Source organism: Janthinobacterium sp. MP5059B, from assembly GCF_001758645.1.
Taxonomy (GTDB): domain Bacteria; phylum Pseudomonadota; class Gammaproteobacteria; order Burkholderiales; family Burkholderiaceae_D; genus Janthinobacterium; species Janthinobacterium lividum.
Map to the genome: position 1 here is coordinate 279,874 of NZ_LRHX01000022.1, position 22,179 is coordinate 302,052.

A 22,179-nucleotide genomic window follows, 5' to 3' on the forward strand; every position below is an offset into this window, starting at 1 on the left:
TTGCTCTTTCAAAGACAATGCCCATGTTGACTTCATCGTATCATTGCCCTGCCCGTATCGGGCAACCAGGATTGCAGCGCAACCGTTTGGCTTCGGCTCTGGCGCGCATATTGCCAGCTACGCTGTTGGCGGCCGGTGGCGCGGCATGCAGTTTGCCGGCTGGCGCCGCCATCAGCGATACGATTTCGCCTTTTATTGCGACCTCGTACTCGTATGACGATAATCTGTTCCGCGTCGATGACAATGTGCCCGGTTTTGATGGGCAGCGCTCCGATACCTCGCGCCAGGTGCAAGCGGGATTCCTGATCAAGCGTCCCATCGGCCGGCAATTGCTGACGGGGCAGGTAAAGTGGTCACGCGTCTATTTTGATCATTTTGACCAGCTCAACTACACGGGCAAGGATTATCTGGCTGATCTCGAGTGGCATATTGCGAATCACCTCGAAGGCCATGTGGGTGCCAGCTATGCGCAGACCCTGACGCCGTTCAGCGATTTGCGAAGCTCGGAACGTAACTTGCGCACGATACGCCGCGAGTATGCGAATGGCGGCTGGCGCTTTCATCCCAGCTGGCGCGTGCGGGGGGGATTCTCGCGCGATCGATATAGTTATGATTCGATTGCGCAAAGATTTTCCAACAGGCAAGAAGATGCCATTGAGCTGGGCTTCGATTATTTGCCCGCCAGCGGAAGCCGGATCGGCATACAACTGCGCCATTTGAAAGGGAGCTATCCGAACCGGGAAAACCTGGCTGCGTTCGGTATTGAACAGGGGTATGAGCAGGACGAGGTGAAGGCGAATATTTACTGGATTCTCAGCGGCGTGACGCAAGTGCAGTTGCTTGGCGGCTGGGTGAAACGCAAGAACGAGCTATTTTCCGGACGCGATTCCAGCGGTGCCAATGGGCGCATCACCGTGAACTGGGCCCCGCTCGGCAAGGTGCGTTTTACGGGGAGCCTGTGGCATGAATTTGCTGCAGTGGAAAATTCCTTGATTACCAGTAGCTTGAACAATGGCGCCAGCCTTGCCGCTGCCTGGGATATCTCGGCCAAGGTGCGCATGGATGCGCAACTGCGGCGCGAGAAACGCGATTTTTCCGCGGCGAGCGGCCTGGTGCTGCCCGTCGATGTCGACGACACCACGAAGACGGCCAGCATCGGTCTGACTTATGCGCCGCGGCCCAATATTCAATTGGGCGTCAGCGCATTCCGCGATACGCGCAGAGGCGCTCCCATTATCAACACAGGTAGTTACCGTGCCAAAGGCGCTTCCATTAACGCCAGCATCCAGTTCTGATGAGTATTATGACGGTCAATGATATACCCCTGATTTCGTTTTTCCAGCGCATCCTCGACCCATTGATCATCATGGGTACGCTGTACCTGCTGTCAGTCCTGTCGGGCTCGCCTTTTACCGGTTATTCGCTGGTGCTGATGATTCTGGCGTTTTTTATTTCATCGTCGGTGTTTCAGTATGTCGACCCCTACCGTACGTGGCGCAGCGGCCGCATGCTCGCTTACGCCCGCGATGTCTTTGTCAGCTGGGGCATTACCGCCCTGATTCTGATCTTTCTCGGCTCGGCGACGGGACTGGCGTTCCATTTCGACCGCGAGCTGGTACTGGCCTGGTTTCTGCTGACGCCATTCATATTGCTGCTCAGTCATCTTGCCGCACGGCGCATGGTGGCCGATCCAGGCCGCGACAGCGAAGTGCGCTCGGTCGTCATCATTGGCGCCAATGACGCCAGCCTGAAGTTTGCCACGACCGTGGAGCGCAATCCGAACCTGTTCATGAGCGTGCGGGGTTTTTTTGACGACCGTACCGATGACCGCTGGCCGGAGAAGATGCGTGAACCCATGCTGGGCAAGATGGCTGATATTGCCGCCTATGTGCGCGAACATAATATCAAGATGATATTCATCAGCCAGCCGATTTCAGCCCAGCCGCGCATCCGCAAGATGCTCGATGAATTGCAGGATACGACGGCGTCCGTGTACTTCCTGCCGGATATCTATATCTTTGACCTGATGCAGGCGCGCTTCGACAATGTGGGCGGCATGCCGGTGATCGCCATCCGTGAGTCGCCGTTCACGGGCTTTAACAGCATGGTCAAGCGCGGCAGCGACATCGTGCTGGGCCTGCTGATCCAGATCATGTTGTTGCCAGTGATGCTGATCATCGCCATTGCCGTGAAGATGACCTCGAAAGGTCCCGTGATTTTCCGCCAGCGCCGCTATGGCCTGTATGGCGAGGAAATTATTGTGTATAAATTCCGCTCGATGACGGTCAGCGAGGATGGCGACAAGGTGGTGCAGGCCACGAAGAACGACCAGCGCGTCACGCGCATCGGCGGTTTCCTGCGTCGCAGTTCACTCGATGAACTGCCACAATTTATCAATGTGTTGCAGGGGCGCATGAGCATAGTCGGGCCGCGTCCCCATGCGGTGGCGCACAATGAGCAGTATCGTAAGTTGATCAAAGGATACATGCTGCGTCACAAGGTCAAGCCCGGCATTACGGGATGGGCGCAGGTGAATGGATTGCGCGGCGAGACAGAAACCCTGGACAAGATGGAAGCGCGCATTCATTTTGACCTCGACTACCTGCGCAACTGGTCACTCTGGCTGGATCTGTGGATCATCATGCGCACGGTGAAAGTCGTGCTCAAGCGGGACAATGCCCATTGAGTGCAGTGACGCCGCAACACTGTAGGGAATTTGTTTTGCGTCAGATCAATACGCGTTAAAATGAAGCAAGCATTCGAAGTACGGGCCCATGGTCCGTTCCGGCGAACCAGGCGTAATGCAAAGAACAATATGAGAAAGGTGCGACAGCATCATGTGACGGCAGGTGGCCACGCGTATTGCTTCGGTTGTCTTGCCGGCAGCCGGCCTGGTTCGCATGGCTTCGCCTTCTCACCCGCCGGTGGTATGTCCATGCTGCGCTTCAGACTACGGCCCCATCCTCGCCGATCCTGCGCGGGAACGCGTTACGACAGCGTGCCCGCAGGAAACTACATACGTACCAAGCACAAGAAATGCTATTTTGTTAATCTGCAGGTAAGGAATGAAATGGCTCTGGCTGTGAGTTTTCCTGGAAACAGTTGTTTTTAAATCTGCTTAATGGATTTTTAAGCAAATACTTTCCGGCGACTCTTGTACATTGTGTATCATATTTATAATATTGACAATTGTGTGGCCAAGTCCCATAATTTCATGAGAAATCTGTTATTTTGGCAATATTTTTTGATAGTATAGTTGTGTTTTTTGTCATTAAATTGTCGTGAGCGATTTCTTTTCTGAACTAAAGGAGTAATTTTGAACCTCTTGCATAAACAACGTTGGAGTGTCCACGTGCCGGAACTGAACTCTCGTATGCTGTGTTCGGCCTTGGTCTTGCTGACTGCAGTAGGGATGGCCGCGTGTGGCAATAAGGAAAAAAAGGCCGGGCAGGCACTGGCAAGTGTGAATGGCGAGGAAATTACTGTTCTTCAGCTCAATGAGGAAATGCAGCGTGCCAATGTACAGGCTGTGCAGCAAGAAGCCGCGAGCAAGCAACTGCTGGAATCGCTGATCGATCGCCAATTGCTGTTGAACGAAGCGGTCAAGGAAAAGATGGACCGGGACCCCAAGGTAGTGCAGGCGGTCGAGCGCGCGAAGTCTTTGATCATTGCACAGGCCTATATGCAGAAAAAGATCGGTGCGCTGCCCCGTCCGGGCAAGGCCGAGGTGGAAGCGTATTTTGAAAAGAATCCACAGTATTTCAGCCAGCGCAAGCAGTTCGATATGCGCGAGTTGATTATTGCCAGCGCCGATATGAATGATGCGCTGAAGGCTGCAATGGACGCAGCCAAGTCGCTCGATGACGTGGCTGCCTGGCTCGACACGCATCAGGTCAAGTATGGTCGTACGCAATTGTCCCGTTCGAGCGCCGATCTGGCGCCGGAGTTGAGCGGGAAGCTGCTGACCATGCCAAAAGGGCAGTTATTCATTATTCGCGAAGGCGACCGTACCTTGCTGATTTCGCTGGTCGATATCAAGGATAGCCCAGTGACCTTGGCCCAGGCGGCGCCGCAAATCGAACAGTTTCTCGCCAATAAGAAAACCAAGGAAGTGGCCGATGCTGAGCTCAAGCGTTTGCGCGCAACGGCAAAGATCGAATATCTGAACAAGCCTGCCGCGGGCAAGGACGCAGCCTCGACAGCTGCTTCGGCTTCGGCTGCCCCGCCGGCGTCAGCGCCTGCCGCGCCGGCAGCAGTGTCGAACGAAATGAATGAACGTGGAGCAGCTGGGCTGAAGTAATGCCCGGTATAAGATGAACGCAATTTTTATGGAAGCAGGCAAATCATGAAACGACTTGCAATGTGGATGATGGCAGCCTTTTTTGCGCTGACCGCTGGTGTCGCCGGCGCCGCCGATGTTTTGCTCGGTGCAGGCGATGTGCTGAAAATCTCCGTGTACGGTAGCCCGGACCTTGGTCTGGAAACGCGCGTCAGCGAAGCGGGTGAGATCACGTTTCCTCTGGTTGGCGCTGTACCCATTGGCGGGCTTTCCGTTGCCGCTGCAGAAAAGAAAATTGGCAACCTTCTCGAAGGCGGCGGTTTTCTGCGCAAGGCACAGGTCAATATCATCGTAACTTCGCTGCAGAGCCAGCAGGTATCCGTGCTGGGGCAGGTGAATCGCCCTGGACGTTATCCGCTCGAAGGCAAGCGCAGCCTGATGGATGTGCTGGCAATGGCGGGCGGCTTTACAGCCGATGCGGGCGATACCATCAATCTGATCCGCAAGCGTGATGGCAAGACCAGCAAGGAAGTGATCGACATTATCGAAATGGTGCGCGCCGGTTCACTGGACCGTGACGTTAATCTGACTGGCAATGACGTGATTTACGTGGAACGCACGCCGCGTTTCTATATCTATGGAGAGGTACAGCGACCTGGGACCTTCCGCCTCGAACGGGGCATGACCGTGCTGCAGGCGCTGTCTGTCGGTGGCGGCCTGACGCAGCGTGGCACGGAGCGCAGCATGCGCATCAAGCGCCGCGACACCGCTGGTAAATTGGAAACGATTGAAGCGAAGCACGATGATCTGCTGCAAACCGACGACGTCGTGTATGTCAGGGAAAGCCTGTTTTAATTTGCGTCGCGCACGTCCGGATGATTTGTCTGAACCGATTTCTCTGATATGAGAGCTGTACCATGAATTTTTCACAATTTTTACTTATCCTGCGTGCGCGCAAATGGATATTGATCATTACCTTGCTGATTACGGTGGGCGCGACCGTCATCGTCAGCGCGCTGCTGCCCAAGACATACAAGGCATCGGCGTCGGTACTGATGAACTACAAGGGCATTGATCCCGTCACCGGGATGGCGATGCCTGGACAGTTGTTACCCGGCTACATGGCCACGCAGATTGATATTATCAGCAGCAAGAATGTTGCACTGCGTGTGGTCGATCAATTGCACCTGGCGGAAAGTCCAGCCGTGATTGCGCAGTTCAATGAAGCCTCGAAGGGCGTGGGCAATGTGCGTGACTGGCTTGCCGAGTTACTGTTGGCCAAGCTGGAAATTGTTCCCTCGCACGAAAGTAGCGTGGTCGACATCAGTTTCAAGGGTAGCGATCCGCAATTTGTTGCGGCAGTAGCCAATGCCTTTGCTGATGAGTATCAAAAGACCAGTATTCAACTTAAAGTCGATCCCATGAGAAAGGCATCGACGTATTTCACGGAACAGACGAAGCTGTTGCGCGATGCCCTGGAGAGCGCGCAAAGCCGTCTGTCCGAGTATCAACAAAAAAATGGCATCGTGAGCCTGGATAACCGCCTCGATGTCGAGTCGAACCGCCTCAACGACCTGTCGGCGCAGTTGGTCGCGGCACAAGGGTTGGCAATGGAAGCGACGTCGCGCCAGCGCATGGCGCAGGGCGGTGCCTTTGCCGAATCGCCCGACGTGGCGGCCAATCCACTGATCCAGAGCCTGAAGGTGGGGCTGGGTAGCGCCGAATCGAAGCTTGCCGAAATTGGCCAGCGATTGGGCACCAATCACCCGCAGTATCAGTCCGCCAAGGCTGAAGTGGATAAATTACGCAGTGACCTGAAGGAAAGCCTGCGTGTTACTTCCAATAGCGTCGGCAACAATGCGCAGATCATGTCGCAGCGCGAAGCTGCCATTCGTGCCGCGCTTGCCGCGCAAAAGGCGAAAGTGCTGGAATTGAACCGTACCCGGGACGAGATGGGCGTGTTGCAAAAGGATGTGGAAAGCGCCCAGCGTGCTTTCGAGGCGACATCGCAGCGCCTGTCGCAGACGCGCCTGGAAGGGCAATCCGAGCAGTCCGATATCTCGCTGTTGAACCCTGCAGTGCCACCTAGCCAGCCGGCAGGTCCCAAGGTCTTGTTGAATACGGTACTGGCCCTGTTCCTTGGCACAATGTTCGGTATCGGTGTGGCCTTGCTGGCTGAAATGCTGGATCGCCGCGTACGTTCTGAAAATGATCTTTCCGATGCCTTGCAGTTGCCCATGCTTGGCAGCATTGCCTGGAATGCGCCAGCCCGTTCACGGGGGAACCGTTTCTGGTCGCTGTTGCCGCGCTCTTTGCGCGCAAATTAATTTTTATTGGAAAGCATCATGAATCCAGTCCCACATTCTGTTCAGACCACCCCAACCCTGCCGCGTGGCGGCGACTCGAGCATAGGCGGCTTGCTGCTTGAATCGGGCAAGATTTCGCCTGAAAATGCCGAGCGCGTATTGCGCATGCAAAAAGAACTGGGCATTCGTTTTGGCGAAGCCGCACAGCGCCTTGGACTTGTGACGGAAGCCGATATCCAGCAAGTTCTGGCGCGCCAGTTCGACTACCCCTATCTGCAAGCGGGGCAGGGTGATTTTTCCGACAAGCTGGTGGCGGCCTATCAGCCATTCAGTGCCCAAGTGGAAACGTTGCGCGCTGTGCGCAGCCAACTCATGTTGCGCTGGTTTGCGCGCGACCACAAGGCGCTGGTCGTGATGTCCGTTAATCCCGGCGAAGGCGCGAGCCTGTTCGCTGCTAACCTGGCCGTGGTATTTTCACAGCTTGGGGAGCACACCCTGCTGGTGGATGCCAACCTGCGTACGCCGCGTCAGCATGAGATCTTTGATTTGAAGGGCCGGCAGGGGCTGTCTGACATGCTGGCCGGACGCGCTGATCAGGATGCCATCACGAAAATCGATTCCTTTGTCGATCTGTCCGTGCTGGGCGCCGGCACGCTTCCTCCGAACCCGCAGGAGATGCTGAGCCGTTCGCCGTTTAGCGGACTCAATGCGCAGCTGGAGTCCCGCTATGATGTGGTGCTGTACGATACCTCCGCTTTTTCCGTTGGTTCCGATGCCTTGATCACGGCAACCCGGGCTGGTGGCGTGCTGCTGGTGGCGCGCAAGAATTACACGCTGCTGCACGATATCCATGCGATGACGGAACAAATGGTGCAAAGCGGCGTCGAAGTCGTCGGTTCCGTGCTGGTAGACTTTTGATGAGTACGCTGAGCCATCCTGCGTCTGCGCGCGGCAAGTTGCCGTCGCGCGCGATCATTCTGGAATGGTTGCCGATCATTGTTGGCTTCCTGGCGCTGTACCTGCCATCGTTTTACTCGCTTTTCCATGGTATTTGGGCGACAGAAGACCAGGCGCATGGACCGATCATTTTGGCGCTGTCCGTGTGGCTGCTGTATCACCAGCGCGCCAAGCTCCTGGAACGTGCTGATCCCCGCGGCTCCCCTGTGCTGGGTTCGGTCATGTTCGTATTTGGCCTGCTGCTGTATGTCGCGGGCGTCTCGCAACAGATCCTGGCGTTCGAGATAGGCTCCTTTGTTGTCGTGACGATGTCGCTTGTCTGCTTCAAGTTTGGCACGGCTTCGCTGCGTGCCGTGTGGTTCCCGTTTTTCTTCATGTTTTTCATGATCCCATTGCCTAGCGCTATCGTCTCGGCATTGACGCTGCCAATGAAGATCGCCGTTTCCTATGTCACGGAACACCTGTTGTTCTGGGCCGGCTATCCCATCGCACGCAGTGGCGTGATTCTGCAGATCGGGCAATATCAGTTGCTGGTCGCCGATGCCTGTGCCGGTTTGCAGACATTGTTGACGCTTGAGGCGCTGGGCTTGTTCTACCTGAATCTGGTGCGCCATACTTCACCGTTCCGCAATATCGTCCTGGCGACGCTGATCATCCCGATTTCCTTTACCGCCAATGTGATACGCGTCGTGACGCTCACGCTCATCACGTATTATTTTGGTGATGCCGCAGGTCAAGGTTTCCTGCATGGTTTTGCCGGCATGGTGCTCTTCATCAGCGCCCTGATACTGATTATTAGTCTCGACACCTTGCTGCAATGGATAGTGCGCCGCGGCAATAGCAAACGCAGCCGGGGAGGCCAGCCATGAATACGCATACGCAAGTGAGCAAGTCCTGGATCAGCGGCGTGATACTGGGTCTGTGCATGTTGTTCGCACTATGGCTCGGACAGCGTGCAACCCCCACGATCCGCATCGCTGACAGCCGGCCGAAAATTATGCTGGAAACGGCGATTCCTGCCGAGTTCGGTGACTGGCAGGAAGACCGTACGCAGATTTCCGCCGTTGTCAATCCGACGGCGCTAGCGGAAATCAACAAAATTTATAACCAGACCCTGACGCGCACCTATGTCAATCGTGATGGCGAACGCATCATGCTATCGATTGCCTACGGGACGGATCAAAGCGACAATTTGTCGGTTCACTTCCCCGAAGGCTGTTATGGTGGCCAGGGCTTCGCTGTCGGCGCCACCACGCATGAACCACTGGAGACGATCGCCGGCAGCATTCCTGCCTCGCGCCTGGTGGCAACTTTAAATAATCGCAATGAGCCGATCATTTATTGGGTCGTGGTTGGCGAGAAGGCGGTTAACGACATCTGGCAGATGAAAAAGGTCAAGCTGGCCTATGCGCTGGATGGCCGCATTCCGGACGCTACCCTGATGCGCGTGTCGACGATTACGCAGGATAATGCGCGTGGCTTTACTTTAGCCCAGGAGTTTGTCAATCAGATGCTGTCCTCCATGACACCGGCGCATCGTCGTCATTTCTCGGGCCAGGGCAGCTAACGCCTGCCTGGCGAGGTTGCCTGGTTTGCCGCCCAAACAATCAATGTGGTGCAAGCCTGCACCCAAATTGGAATCAAGATGAGTTTTTTTCGAGCTAAGCTAAGCCCGGCAGGTGTGCCGCAAACGAATTCCCCCCGCCGCAAAAACGCGGGCTTGCGCATGCCGGGTGCTTCCACCGTATTTATTGCGCTTGCAGTGGCCTTTCTGGCGCTGCTGCTCGGTGCCGTGGTGGCGCTCGGTTCGAACCAATTGACCCTCATTCTCGCCGGTATCATGCTGATCGTGCCGGTAGTTGCGGTGGTCAACACGAAAAATTTGCTGCCGGTCCTGTTTGTGTTTACCTTCCTGGTGCAGGGCATGGCGCAGTATGCGTTCAACCTGCGTTTGGCGGCATGGCTGGGCAGTGGCCTCGGCGCCCTGTTCTTCGCCCGAGCCATTCTTGAGTTGAGTTCCTTCAATGGACGCCGCGAGCGCGCGCCGAAGCCCGCTTTTGGCGCCAGCGCCGTCATAGTTGCCTCATTCCTCTACTTGTCCTTCTTTTTCTTCGGCATGGCCATTGGGCACTTGAGTTTGCCCAAGATGATTTCCGCCTTTCGCTTTTGCGTACCCATGTTTGGTGTGCTGTTTGCGCTGTACTGGTTTGAATGGCCGTTGAACCGGCTCCAGACGCTTTGGAAGCTGATCGCCATCGTCACTGTGATCCAGTTGCCAATTGTAATTTACCAGCATTTCTTCATGATGAGCAGCTTGGGTTGGGATGGTGTCGTTGGCACTTTCGGACTGGGCATGAGCGCTACGCTGGTCTTGTTCAGCACGAGCGGCCTGCTGTATGTGGTGGCGCGCTGGGTACGCGGCCTGAGCGGCCCTTTGCTGCCAGCGGCTATGCTGGCGGTGGTTCTGGCAATCAGTATCCTGGGCGAAGTCAAGGCAGTTTTTATCTGGCTGCCTTTGACCCTCTTTTTGATCCTGCGCCAGCGCGTGCTGAAAAACATCTTTGCTTTTATTACCTTTGGCCTGTTTATTGGCCTGTTCATGGGTGGCACGTATGGTGCCTATAAGGCACTGTACTGGGGGGATGTGATCGGTGGCGGCAAGACGGTGGAAGAAAAGCTCGACCGGACGGGCGGGTATTTCTTTGACCCGCGCAGTGTCAACTACACCACTGGCGAGGTGGGGCGCGGCGCTTCCATGTATCTATGGTATCGCGACCCCATGCCCACCCTGGTGGAGCGGCTGGTCGGTTACGGGCCAGGGGCAAGCGCCACGAATGCAGGTACGGGACAAGGTATTGTTGCGGTGCGTTATCGTCGCCTGGCCATCAACGCCACGGCCATTTCCGCGTTGCTATGGGATGTCGGCGTCCTCGGCTTGCTGGCCTTCCTTGCCATTCCCCTGACGGGCATCGTGGCGGGGCTGCGTTACGTGAAATTCTCGGGGGCAGATCCGGAACGGCTGGCGATAGTGGATGTCAGTACAGTCACAATGATCATGCTCAGTACGACAGTGATCTACAACCGTGCCTTGCTTGATGAGTCCACCTTGCAATTGCTGATGTTTTTCAGTCTGGGCTGTATCGTACATTTCTGCCGTTACCGTCATGCGGATGCGACAGCTGCTCAGCCGCTTCAGAAGCCGCGCACAGCGCGTGCCGGGGCACTGCCGGGACGATGAGCCATTCGCGCAGCAGTTTTAATAATTTGCTCAAGAACAGTTCGATGATGTTTCTGCTGAACATAGCTTCGGCAGGCGTCAGCGTACTTGCCATTCCACTCAGCCTGAAGATTATTGGTATCACCGCATTCGGTCACCTGGTGTTGGTGCAGTCAATTGCGCTGGCCGTGTTCACCGTGTGCAATTTTCAGTACTGGCAAGGATTGCTGATTGAGTTGCCCGGCCGCCGCCTGTTGCCGCAGGCACTGAGTGCCGCTGTCTGGAAGAGCGCGCGTTTCGAATTGCTCGCGGTGTGCGGTGTCATGACCGTGATGCTGATACTGAAGCTGTTTCAGCTAAGCCAGCTAAGCACCTTTTCTTTGTCCCAGCTGATATTGCTGGCCTTGGCGGCCATTTTTCCCATTGTGGGCACCCCTACGGCTTATTTTCGCCTGATTAACAAATATCAGGTATTGATGCTGGCTGGTTTGCTGAGCAGTCTGTTACGCCTGCTGTCGCTATTTTTGGCAGCGCATTTTTCGCCAAGCGCTTTCATGCTGGTATTGGCCTATTTTGTGCCGGAAGCGCTGCGCTGTGCGGGCCTCTTTTTATATATTCACTTGGCCAGGAAAGGACTCGATGGCAGCCTCGAGGCCAGCACCGTGGATCAAGGTCGCATAGTTAGAGCTGGACGCTGGAGTACTTTCCAGGCGATCTGTGACTTGCCCGTGGCTCAGCTGGACCGCGTGATACTGGGCTTTTCCCTGTCGGGAGAGTACCTCGGCGTATTCAGTATCCTGAAGCGGATTTATGCCCTGGTGAATATGGCCAGTGCCCCGTTCTATTCAGCCTCCATCCCCGAATTTGCTTCACGCGTGAACGCGGGCGACGTGCGCGGTGCTTTTACGCTGTGGCTGAAAACGCTGCGCGTGCTTTCAGGCGTTTCGCTCGTCGCAGGAGCGCTGTGCTTTGCCAGCCAAACGTTATGGATGCCCTTGATATTTTCTGGCCTGCAGAATTATCCATGGGAGTTCGCCGTGGTGCTGGCCAGCGCCATGCTGGCGGGAACCTTCGTCACGACGCATGCCTTATATTGGTCGCTTGGCAAGTTGCGGCAGACGACTATTATCGCGATAGGGTCGAATGTCTTTTACTTGCTGATGTTATGGCTGCTGACCTCGCACTACGGCCTGCTAGGCAGTGTCAGCGCATTTCTCGTGCATGTTTCTCTTGTGGCTATATTAAAAATATTCTTACTACGGCGTTTGATGCCTCAATAAATATGATACCTAAGCTAATACATTATTGCTGGTTTGGCGATGGACAGATGAATGGCTTGCACGAGCGGTGCGTGGCATCATGGAGAAAATACTGTCCCGATTATGAAATCAAGCTGTGGAATGAGAGTAATTCCAATCTGGATAATGCCTATTGTCGCGCGGCGATCAAGCAAAAAAAATGGGCATTTGTCGCCGATTGGGTTCGTTTTGACGCACTGGTGGCGCATGGCGGCATTTATCTGGATACCGATCTTGAGTTGATCCGTCCGATTGATGAATTATTAATTGGCGTGGACTGCCTGCTGGCACGTGAAAGCAAGCGTTCAATTGCCACCGCATTTATCGCCTGTCAGGCTGGTGATTTAACGATGCAGCATGCGCGCAGTCTTATCGCTGATGAGCTAAGCAAGCGCCAGATGTTTGCCACTTCGCCGCATATCCTCAAACGTGCGGTCGCCCTGGCGGGGGAGGAACATAGCAGGATTCTGACGCCCAAGTCGTTTTATCCGTTTAATCCGTATGATCCTGATATCGCGCGCAATCCCCGGCAATTCATGTATGCGGATGTGACGGCGGAAACTTATGGCGTACATCACTATGGATTGCATGGTTCCTGGGCCGATGGGCGCGTGCAGCGACTTCTATCCCGTGCCTTGGCAAAACTTGCCATTCGCCGTAAATGGCAAATTTCCTTCAATCCTTTTCCGGGAAATTGGAATTAATTATTTGATATTTGTTCGCTTGTTGGTTAGTCATGCTTAAAGCGCTATATTTATCCATATTTCACATTTCATTTTCGTAAATGGTTGCTTAAGTCGCATTCCATGCGGCTCTGCGCGTATATATTTTTTTGTGGAGTGGTTGTCTGCAAGCGACAGTTATTTACAATTCCTTGGTGTATAGTGACGGCTGAATGCAACATTAATCAGGTTTTTCTGGCACTGCCGTTATTCCCTGTTGCCGTTTTAATTGAAGAAGTTCCCCCCTTGAGTCCGATATGTTCACTGGTGATTGTCACCGGCAAGCCTGACTGCAGTCGGGGAGGCGCTTATCATGCCCTTCACCTCTATATCAGGAGATATCAAATGCCTACAAGAATAATGTCCAGTTCGGGCTTGCTGCTGGCCAGCCTGCTGGTGACTTGTTTGCCCAGCCGGGCGGACTGGGTCATGTCGGCCACGCCAGGCATCGTACGCCCTGCGCCAGATCAATTACAGACGCAGCCGCAAAATCCCCCTTCCATCACATGGGCGCGTCATCGGACTTATCCGGCGCAATATGTCGTTGAAATCCAACGTAAGGGCGGGACGACGACCTCCTATACCGTCAGCCGCAATTTCATCCTGCTCGCGCAGCCCCTGGAGGCTGGCCAGTATGCGTGGCGGGTGCGTCCTCTGAGCACGGTCATCGACTGGTCGGATTGGCGTGGTTTCATGATTGATGCTACGTCCAAACAATTTGTCGTGCCCGAGAATAGTAATATTGGTACGGCGATACTTGCCCACCCACGTCCGCGGCAACTGGCGACCAACTTCCAGCCGGCAAGCACCTGGTCCGCTGCCATGCGCGCAGACCGCGGCGGAGCCCTTGCCAAGCTCACTACCGAGGTGAATACGCGCATGATTTCACTGGCGCCGGTATCCAATGCGACCTTCCCGACCTTGTCATCGACGGCAGGCGCTGCGGCGGTTTCGGCGCAATATACGCTGGTGTCGAATACGATGGGTGGCGTGATACGGCAGCTTGAAGCCGCAGCGCTCATGTATCGGCTCACCCTCGACAAGAAGTATCTGCAAGAAGCCATTGCGCGAGGCGACCAGATCGCCTCGCTCAATCCCGAGGGGGCAACCAGTTTTGCATCGCAAGACCAGGTGGCGCGCATGATGTCGCTGGTGCTGGCCAAGGGGGCCGACTTGCTCTGGAATGAGCTGGACGCGCCACGGCGCAAGGCCTGGATGGACATGGCGGTTCTGCGCGCGCGCCCAATCTACAATAATCTGGCGGTGGCAAATGGCCGGCTCGACCAGACACCGCTGGACTCGCACGGTATCGAGGCACTTGGCTACCTGAGCCTGATTTCTGTCCTGGCACTGGGCGAATCGCCTGAAGCGAAGGTCTGGCTCGATTTTGCAGTGCGCTCATATGCGCACTTGATCCATGTCTGGAGTGGCGCCGAAGGGGGCTATTCAAATGGCACGGCGTATGCGCAATACACGATCGACATGCAGATGCAGGTGTGGCAACCACTGGCCCAGGCAACCGGCATCAACCTGTTCGAAAAACCGTGGGCAGCAGGCTTTGCCAATTTCTTCATGCAATTCACTCCGCCTGGCACCCCTAGCCATGTGTTTGGCGACGTACATGAAGGCGTGCCTGATCAGGCATTGATGAAGGCGTTCATCTCGCGCCAGAAAACGCCCGCTGCGGCGTGGTTTGTCAGCAACACGGTGGGGGAGGAAAGTCCGCTTACGTTGCTGCAGGCGCCGTACCCCCTGCCAGTGGCGACAGTGACAACCTCGGCGCCGCCGCCGAATGCAATGCTGTTTCCAAGTATCGGCTGGGTGGCCATGCATAGCAGCATGGCCGATCGGGCGCGCACTTCCGTTTTCTTCAAGTCCAGCCCGTATGGCTCCTATAACCATAGTCATGGTGATCAAAATAGCATCGTGATCAACAGCGGCGGCCGCAAACTGCTGACGGAAGCCGGTTATCAGGATTATTTTGCGTCGCCGCAAGCGATGAGCTGGTATCGCACCACCAAGGCGCACAATGCGGTGACGGTCGATGGCGGGCTGGGCCAGCCAGTCGCCGGTACGCTGGAGTTGCTTGATCGCAAGGGGCGCATTACTGCCTTCCACACGTCGCCGACGCTGGACTATGCCGAAGGCGATGCCTTGCCCGCTTACAACGGGTTGTTGACGACGGCATTGCGCAAGGTCTGGTATTTGCGCGGGCAGGATATGGTGGTTGTGCTCGATACGCTCGCTTCTGCGACACCGCGTATTTTCGAATGGAACCTGCATGCAGCCGCGCCCATTACTTTTACCGCTACCAATGCGGCGAAGATCGTCAACGTTGATCGCAGCCTGTGTTTGCAGTCATTGTCGACTGACGGCACGGCGCTGGCCAAGCGTTTGAGTCCACCATCGAAGGCCGGTACGGTAGAAGACCACGCGGCCTTCCTCAAACCGACTGCGGCATTGAAAGGCGAGTTTCTGGTGGTGCTCGATGTGGGGTGCAAGGGCATCAAACCACAGCTGACGCAAACGTCGACAGGGCGACAGCTCACTATAGGCACGCAGACTATCGTCTTGCCTTGATGCAAACTTGATGACAATGCCGGCGCAACGCCGGCATTGTTGCAAGTGTGGTTGCGGTTCTACGATATGGCGCGCGCCGGGATGCCGACCGCAGTGGCGCCGGCTGGCACGTCGTGCAGTACTACCGCATTGGCGCCTATCTTCGCGCCGCGGCCGATCGTAATGGGGCCCAGGACACAGGCGCCCGCACCAATTTCCACATCGTCTTCGATCACCGGCACCTCCAGCAGTCCAGCGCGTCCACCGATGGTGACGTTCTGCGATATTTTGACGCGGTCGCCAATGACGGTACGTGCATGCACCACGATACCCAGCCCGCTATACGCCAGCAATACGTCACTGCCCATTGTTACGCCTGGAGGCAGCACCACGGCAAACAGCATGCGGTTGAGCACATACAGCATTCTTGGCAAGAACGGGATGCGATGACGGTGTAGCCAGGCAGACAGGCGAAATATTCTTAGCATGGAGAGCGCGGCCTTTTCAAGTTGGCGATGGATGACGGCGGCGTGGCGTCGGTAGACGGCAGCGTAACCGGATAGCTGGTGAAATTGCAATGAAATATCGGATGTGTGGCCAGTTGCCCTGTACACTTTGTTCTGCAGTACGACTCATGTTGCTGAAGATATGGTGTAACTGACATTGTTCCCAGGCATGGATGGTATAATTATAATAATTTTATGCCATTTATGATAATATTTTTCGTCCTCGACGATTGATTCACCCTGCCTCTGCGACTATTCATACATGTTTCTCAAAATACTACAGCTCGTGCCTGAGGCATTGCCGACTTTTCGCCCGGATGTGGCTGTCCTGTTCGGTAAGTATCTGCCCCGCCATCAAGTCGTCTGTGATCTGGTGGGGACGGCGGACAGTACGCCATTCCAGGAGCAGAATTTTGCCTCGGCGCAGCGGCCCCCCTATCACGCCAGCCGCCTGCGGCGCGAATGGTCGTTCATCAAGTTGAGCCTTCGTAGCCTGTTGTCGGCCCGGCGTGGCGATTGCCATATTATCCAGGTACGCGACATGGTCTCGATCGGCCTGCTTGGAATGTGGATTGCCCGTTTCAAGAAAATTCCATTTACCTATTGGGTCTCATACCTGATGTGCGAAGGCCGCATAGAAAACGCGCGCCATCAGCTGGCTCGCCGGCCCAGCCTGCGTCAGCGGCTGGTACTGCTCAAAGGATTGTTGGAGGCGCAACTTCTATACCGGTTCGTCTTGCCGGGGGCCAAGCACATCTTCGTGCAAAGCGATGCCATGCGCGACTATATGATTGCAAAAGGAATTCCCGCCGAGCGTCTGAGTGCCGTGCCGATGGGCGTGGACATGGAACTCATGGAAGGCGCCCCCCGATCGAGCCGGCGTCCGGAAGGCTGGCAGGACGTACCGCTGCTCGCCTATCTGGGGACCCTGGACAAGTCGCGCAATGTGGAACGCATGATCGATGCGCTCCAGTTGTTGCGCGTAACGGTTCCGCGTGCCTGTCTGTTATTGATCGGCGGTTCGCCCTATGCCCAGGATGAGCAGGACTTGCTGCAGCACGCGGCACGTGCCGGCCTGTCCGACGCCGTGCGCATTACCGGGTGGCTGCCTTCGGCGCAAGCCTGGGAATTGCTGCTGGGCGCCGATCTGGCGCTGTCCTATATTCCGCGCGGAGTCCGCTACGATGTCAGTTCCCCGACCAAATTACTGGAATACCTGGCGCTGGCAATGCCGGCCATCGGCAATGACAGCCCCGACCAGGTGCAGGTGCTGGAGGCCAGTCAGGCAGGCTGGCTGACGGCCAGCGTGCCGGCCGCCATGGCCGGCGCCATGGCCGAAGTGCTGGCCGACCCAGAACGCGCCCGCCTGCGGGCCAGCCGTGGGCCGGCGTACATTGCCAGCGCGCGCAGCTATGCCATCATTGCGGCGCAAGTTGCTCAGCAGTATCGCCATATCGCAGCCGCCTAGGCTTTCGCCATGTAACGAGGGCAAAGGAGATCAATGGATGGGAACTTTGTCGCCAGTAAATAGCACGCCATCGCGTGACGGGGTGCTTGATGGATTTCGCATGGTGCTGGCCGTCATGGTACTGGCTTTGCATGCCGGCAGCGCGGCCGTGGGAGAGGGGGCTTATTTGACGGTCAACGGCCTGTTCCGTATAGCGGTACCCGTGTTTTTCATCATGAATGGCTATTATTTCAGCAAGGCATGTACGAACCGGGCCACTTTTCTTTCATGGTTGAAAAAAGCCGCAGGTATTTATGTATGCTGGATGGTGTTGTATTTGCCCTGCTATCTGCATCCGCAGACACTCTCCGGCGCGACTGCCTGGGCCATGCTGTTTGCCACGATGGTGATGGGGTATCACCACCTCTGGTATATGGCGGGTCTGATCTGTGGGGGGATCTTGCTGTATTGCTTGCGTGAGCAGGCAAGCATCCGTCTTGCCGCAATGGCGACCATCTTGTTTGTCATGGGGGGCTGCCTGCAATATTGTCGCGTTTATCACAATTTCTCATCGTCTCTGCTACAAAATATCGTGGCGTTGAACTGGACGTCTCGTAACTTTTTGTTTTTCGGCTTCCCTTTCCTGTGTGCGGGTTTCTTGATTGCCAGGCATGCTTGGCGTCCGCGAGGTCTGACGGCGATGGCGAGCGTTGCCGCTGCCGCATTGCTTCTTGTTGTGCTGGAATCGCATGCGAACTATCTCTTGCAAGGCGCAACGAAGAAAAGTTTCGACATGCTGTTTGCCCTGGCCCTGGCCGCACCAGCATGCTTTATGGTGGCACTGCATGCCCCCTCGCACGGCAGCATGCTGGCTTCCAGAATGTCATCCGCAGTCTACTTTATTCATCCTGCTTGCCTGGCCTTGGCCGTCTATTGGGGATGGCAAGACTGGGGAAGCCTGACCTTGGCAGGGCTGTTCCTGTCGCTGCTAGCCAGCCTGCCGTTGATGCTGCTGGCGCGGCGTTGGCGCTATATTTTGTAAGTTGCACGACTGTCCCGCACCGCGTGGATGGTTCTGTTATTAATGACTTGGGATAATCGGTATGCTTGCTTCTATAAAAAAAATGCTTGCTGCACGGCGGGTACGTCGTTTTGAGCAGATGCTCCGCGGGCGCGGCGTTGCGCTTGGCGAAAACATTCGTTGGGGGAATTTGAAGACCATCAGTATCGATGTCACACGCCCAACCTTGCTGGAAATCGGCGCGGGAACGACGATCAATTCCGGCACGGAGATTCTGACGCATGATTTCGTCACCAACCTGTTCCTGGATTTGCATGGCGACTTCGTGAATTCCTCGGGGAAGGTGGTAATCGGCCGAAATGTGTATTTTGCCCGCAATTGCACCGTGCTCAAGGGCGTGACCATCGGCGATAACTGCGTGATCGGCTATGGGGCCGTCGTCACCAGGGACGTGCCGTCTGGCGCGATCGTGGCGGGGAATCCGGCGCGGATTGTCGGAAATGTTGAACAGTATTATGAAAAACGCAAAGTCAAATGTGTGGCAGAAGCCTTTGAGTATGCGCGCAGCATCCAGGAACGGCTGGGGCGGCGTCCTGTCGTGGAGGATTTCTGGGAGGAATTTCCATTGTTCATGGACGGCGACCAACTGGACGACCGCGTGCCGGTGAAACGCCAGCTGGATCGGGCCTATCCGCGGTATGTGGCGAATCACAAGGCGCAGTTCGCGTCCTTTGAGGCTTTTCTCCATGCCGCCGGCATACGCGACTGAACACTATTTCCGAAAAGCACGTCCTTTAGCCTTTCTCCAGCTTTTTTCTCCGGCGTAAAGTGATGTCGCCCGCACACTGGTTACATGATTAACTAGATTGCAAAAAAATAATTTATAATATGAAAATGATTACTGTGATGTTGCTTGGACCGTCCCTTGATGCGGTCAGTGGAGTCAGTACCCATCTGAATCAAATGTACCGATCCAGCTTGTCGCGAGATTTTCATCTTGTACATTTCCAGGTGGGCAGCGAAGGACGCGGGGAGTCTGCGCCAGGAAAATTGGTGCGTCTGTTGACCAGCCCGTTTCAATTTGCCGTATCGTTGTTGCGGAAACGTCCCGATATTGTCCATGTGAACACGTCGATGGAGCAAAAGAGTTACTGGCGCGATATCGTGTACGTATTTATCGCCAAACTGATGGGCAAACAAGTCGTTTATCAGGTGCATGGCGGCGCGCTGCCAGAGGATTTTTTTGGCAACCGGCCATTGCTTACCGGACTATTGCGCAAGGTGTTGCGTTCCGCTGACAAGGTCGTGTTGCTGGCGCAAACGGAATTGCGCGCCTACCGGCATTTTGACGAAGCGCTGCCGTTGGCGGTGATACCGAATGCCATCGATATCGCCGACGATCCGCAGGACAAACGGATGCATGCTCGCCCCTTGCTTCTGGTCTACGTGGGAAGGCTGGCGGAAAGCAAGGGCCTGTTCGAACTGCTGGCGGCCCTGGCCATGGTTCGCTCTGCCGGCGTGACGGCGACATTGAAGATCGCCGGCAGCGGTCCGGCCGAGGCCTCATTGCGGGCGCGGGCCGCCGAGTTGGGCTTGCAAGACGCCGTAAGCTTCCTTGGGCCGGTGTTTGGCAAGGAGAAAGACCAGTTGTGGAAATGTGCGGATGTATTTGGGTTTCCCACGCATCATGAGGGCCTGCCCTATGCGTTGTTGGAAAGTATGGCAGCCCGTACGCCGGCGCTGGTGTGTCCGGTGGGCGCCATTCCCGACGTGATGCAGGATGGCGTGCACGGCTTTTTCGTGGCACTGCGCGATCCACAGGCACTGGCGCAGGCTATTTTACGGCTCGATGGGGACCGTGCCTTGCTGCAAAGCATGGGCCAGGCCTGCCGCTTGCGCATCGAGAGCCAGTATTCGCTGGAGCGCCTGGCGCAGGATTTCCGCGACACCTATGGCGCACTGCGTCGATAAGATTACTTTTCAAGAGGCTGTTATTCATGTGTGGTATTGCTGGTTTCATTCTCCCCGCATCTGTTCCTGGACAGCGTGACATCATGACCGCGATGGGCGCGGCGATTGCTCATCGTGGCCCCGACGATACCGGCATACTCGATGTCGCCACCGGCAATGCACAATATCGTGTCGGCCTGGTGCACCGGCGCTTGTCGATCATCGATCTGGCCACCGGCCACCAGCCACTGGGCAATGCCGATGGTTCGGTGCAAGTAATTTTTAACGGCGAAATTTATAACTTCCAGCCCCTGCGCGAGCAACTGATTGCACTGGGGCATACGTTCAAAACCGCATCCGACACGGAAACCATCGTGCACGCGTATGTGCAGTGGGGCGAGGAGTGCGTGCGGCATTTCCGCGGCATGTTTGCCTTCGCCATCTGGGATGCGCGCCACGACCGCCTGTTTATCGCGCGCGATCCGTTCGGCAAGAAACCGCTGTTCCTGTGCGAGCACGCAGGCGGCTTGCTGTTTGCCTCGGAAATCAAGGCATTGCTGGCCGTTCCTGGTGTGGCCGCGCAAGCTGACGAGTCCGCCATCTGGGATTATTTTGCCTACCGCTATGTGCCGGGTCCGGCAACCCTGTTCCAGGGGATACGCAAGCTCGCGCCTGGCTCCACCCTGACATGGGAAAATGGCGCACTGCGCGAACAGGTGTACTTCACGCCTGCCGACAGCCGGCCGCGCGTGGCGGCACCGTTGCCGGCCGACCCCGTCGCCACTTTTCTCGACAAGCTCGATGAGTCCGTGCGCATCCGCATGATTTCCGACGTGCCCTTCGGCGCTTTCTTGTCCGGCGGCATAGACTCGTCGGCCGTGGTCGCGCTGATGTCGCGCCATGCGGGCATGCCCGTGAAAACCTTTTCCGTCGGTTTCAAGGAGGGCGGCTTCAGCGAGCTGGCGTATGCGGCCGATATCGCGCGGCAATTCTCCACGGAGCACCATGAGCTGGAAGTATCGGTCGACCACGTCATCGCGCTGTTGCCCGACCTCGTGCGCTTCCGCGACGCCCCCGTGGCCGAGCCGTCAGACATTCCCATCTACCTGCTGGCGAAGGAATCGCGCAAGACGGTGAAGATGGTCTTGACGGGCGAAGGCTCCGATGAAATCCTCGGCGGCTACCCGAAGCACGTGTACGAACGCTATGCGGGCAACTACCAAATGCTGCCGGGCCTGCTGCGCCACGGCTTGATCGAGCCGGCCATCGGCGCCTTGCCGTACCGTTTCCGCCGTGCCAAGACGGCCATCGTGAACCTGGGCCTGGAAGCGTTCGACGAGCGCATGCCGCGCTGGTTCGGCATGATGTCCGACCAGGAACGCGCGCGCCTGGTGGCCATGCAGGCGCCGTCGCGCCAGCGCGATCCCTCGCTGGGCTGCGGCAGCGCCGGCAACAGCGCCTTGCGCCGTATCCTGTGCTTCGATCAGCGGAGCTGGCTGCCAGACAATCTGCTCGAGCGGGGCGACCGCATGACCATGGCCGCGTCGCTGGAAGCGCGCATGCCCTTCATGGACCACGAACTGGCCGCGTACGTGTCGAGCCTGCCGGACGAGTACCGCGTGCGAGGCCGCACCACCAAGTGGATCTTGCGCGAAGCCATGAAGCAGTTGCTGCCGCAAGCCATCCTGGAACGGCCGAAGGTGGGTTTCCGCGTGCCCGTCAACGAATGGTTCCGCGGCCCCATGAAGGATTATCTGTACGAGCACCTGACGGGCGCCGAGTCGCGCACGCGTCACTATTACCATGCGCAAGCCTTGCAGCAGGTGCTGGCCGAACACGTGGCCGGGCGGCAAAACCACGAGAAGCTGCTGTGGAGCTTGCTTACCCTGGAAATCTGGCACCGCCAGTATCTGTGAG

18 protein-coding genes are annotated in these 22,179 nt (G+C 56.5%); 17 read left to right on the forward strand and 1 reads right to left on the reverse strand.

Annotated elements, in window-relative coordinates; translation table 11 throughout:
* The first annotated feature begins 23 nt into the window (after positions 1-23).
* The 12 genes from epsL to JAB1_RS27250 all read left to right on the forward strand — a co-directional run bounded on the left by epsL (position 24) and on the right by JAB1_RS27250 (position 15,359).
* The gene (gene epsL, locus JAB1_RS27195; protein WP_070282835.1) at positions 24-1,295 is read left to right on the forward strand and encodes an XrtB/PEP-CTERM-associated polysaccharide biosynthesis outer membrane protein EpsL; all 1,272 of its coding nucleotides are present in this window, start codon (positions 24-26) and stop codon (positions 1,293-1,295) included.
* 8 nt (positions 1,296-1,303) lie between these two features.
* On the forward strand, positions 1,304-2,686 hold the full coding sequence (locus JAB1_RS27200; RefSeq protein WP_070282837.1) for an undecaprenyl-phosphate glucose phosphotransferase: 1,383 nt from the start codon (positions 1,304-1,306) through the stop codon (positions 2,684-2,686).
* A 630-nt stretch (positions 2,687-3,316) separates the two neighbouring features.
* The gene (locus JAB1_RS27205; RefSeq protein WP_342355193.1) at positions 3,317-4,300 is read left to right on the forward strand and encodes an EpsD family peptidyl-prolyl cis-trans isomerase; all 984 of its coding nucleotides are present in this window, start codon (positions 3,317-3,319) and stop codon (positions 4,298-4,300) included.
* Positions 4,301-4,345: 45 nt separating this feature from the next.
* Entirely contained in the window at positions 4,346-5,134 is a 789-nt protein-coding gene (gene epsE, locus JAB1_RS27210) for a polysaccharide export protein EpsE (protein ID WP_034782113.1), read from the forward strand.
* A gap of 62 nt (positions 5,135-5,196) precedes the next feature.
* On the forward strand, positions 5,197-6,606 hold the full coding sequence (gene epsF / locus JAB1_RS27215; RefSeq protein WP_034782114.1) for a chain length determinant protein EpsF: 1,410 nt from the start codon (positions 5,197-5,199) through the stop codon (positions 6,604-6,606).
* Positions 6,607-6,624: 18 nt separating this feature from the next.
* Positions 6,625-7,503 carry a chain length determinant protein tyrosine kinase EpsG gene (gene epsG, locus JAB1_RS27220; RefSeq protein ID WP_034782117.1) on the forward strand — a complete coding sequence of 293 codons (879 nt, stop codon included), beginning with the start codon at positions 6,625-6,627 and terminating at the stop codon, positions 7,501-7,503.
* Positions 7,503-8,411, forward strand: coding sequence for an exosortase B (xrtB, locus tag JAB1_RS27225; RefSeq protein ID WP_070282731.1), 909 nt, complete (start codon positions 7,503-7,505; stop codon positions 8,409-8,411). The genes epsG and xrtB overlap by 1 nt, the downstream gene beginning before the upstream one ends.
* Positions 8,408-9,109 carry an exosortase-associated protein EpsI, B-type gene (epsI, locus tag JAB1_RS27230; protein WP_052140107.1) on the forward strand — a complete coding sequence of 234 codons (702 nt, stop codon included), beginning with the start codon at positions 8,408-8,410 and terminating at the stop codon, positions 9,107-9,109. Before xrtB ends, epsI begins: the two co-directional genes overlap by 4 nt.
* A 78-nt stretch (positions 9,110-9,187) precedes the next feature.
* A complete protein-coding gene (locus JAB1_RS27235) occupies positions 9,188-10,780 on the forward strand; it encodes a hypothetical protein (protein ID WP_034782122.1) in 1,593 nt (530 codons plus the stop codon).
* Positions 10,777-12,039: an oligosaccharide flippase family protein gene (locus JAB1_RS27240; RefSeq protein WP_083300030.1), complete on the forward strand. Its 1,263-nt coding sequence runs from the start codon at positions 10,777-10,779 to the stop codon at positions 12,037-12,039. The genes JAB1_RS27235 and JAB1_RS27240 overlap by 4 nt, the downstream gene beginning before the upstream one ends.
* A 47-nt stretch (positions 12,040-12,086) precedes the next feature.
* Complete coding sequence (locus tag JAB1_RS27245) at positions 12,087-12,761, forward strand: glycosyltransferase (RefSeq protein WP_052140108.1); 675 nt, start codon at positions 12,087-12,089, stop codon at positions 12,759-12,761.
* Positions 12,762-13,139: 378 nt separating this feature from the next.
* On the forward strand, positions 13,140-15,359 hold the full coding sequence (locus JAB1_RS27250) for a heparinase II/III family protein (RefSeq protein ID WP_244965417.1): 2,220 nt from the start codon (positions 13,140-13,142) through the stop codon (positions 15,357-15,359).
* A gap of 59 nt (positions 15,360-15,418) precedes the next feature.
* Here the strand turns inward: JAB1_RS27250 and JAB1_RS27255 are convergent, their stop codons facing one another.
* Entirely contained in the window at positions 15,419-15,916 is a 498-nt protein-coding gene (locus JAB1_RS27255; RefSeq protein ID WP_240317614.1) for a DapH/DapD/GlmU-related protein, read from the reverse strand.
* A 190-nt stretch (positions 15,917-16,106) separates the two neighbouring features.
* Between JAB1_RS27255 and JAB1_RS29080 the strand changes: the two genes are divergently transcribed.
* From JAB1_RS29080 to asnB, 5 genes are all read left to right on the forward strand, one after another.
* A complete protein-coding gene (locus tag JAB1_RS29080) occupies positions 16,107-17,312 on the forward strand; it encodes a glycosyltransferase family 4 protein (RefSeq protein ID WP_080753334.1) in 1,206 nt (401 codons plus the stop codon).
* Between the two features lie 37 nt (positions 17,313-17,349).
* Positions 17,350-18,333, forward strand: coding sequence for an acyltransferase family protein (locus tag JAB1_RS27270; protein ID WP_161789565.1), 984 nt, complete (start codon positions 17,350-17,352; stop codon positions 18,331-18,333).
* Between the two features lie 61 nt (positions 18,334-18,394).
* Positions 18,395-19,081 (forward strand): acyltransferase, encoded by a 687-nt coding sequence (locus tag JAB1_RS27275; protein WP_070282741.1) that lies wholly within the window; start codon positions 18,395-18,397, stop codon positions 19,079-19,081.
* A 119-nt stretch (positions 19,082-19,200) separates the two neighbouring features.
* A complete protein-coding gene (locus JAB1_RS27280) occupies positions 19,201-20,283 on the forward strand; it encodes a glycosyltransferase family 4 protein (RefSeq protein ID WP_080753338.1) in 1,083 nt (360 codons plus the stop codon).
* Between the two features lie 26 nt (positions 20,284-20,309).
* Positions 20,310-22,178 carry an asparagine synthase (glutamine-hydrolyzing) gene (asnB, locus tag JAB1_RS27285; RefSeq protein WP_070282743.1) on the forward strand — a complete coding sequence of 623 codons (1,869 nt, stop codon included), beginning with the start codon at positions 20,310-20,312 and terminating at the stop codon, positions 22,176-22,178.
* Position 22,179: the final 1 nt, after the last annotated feature.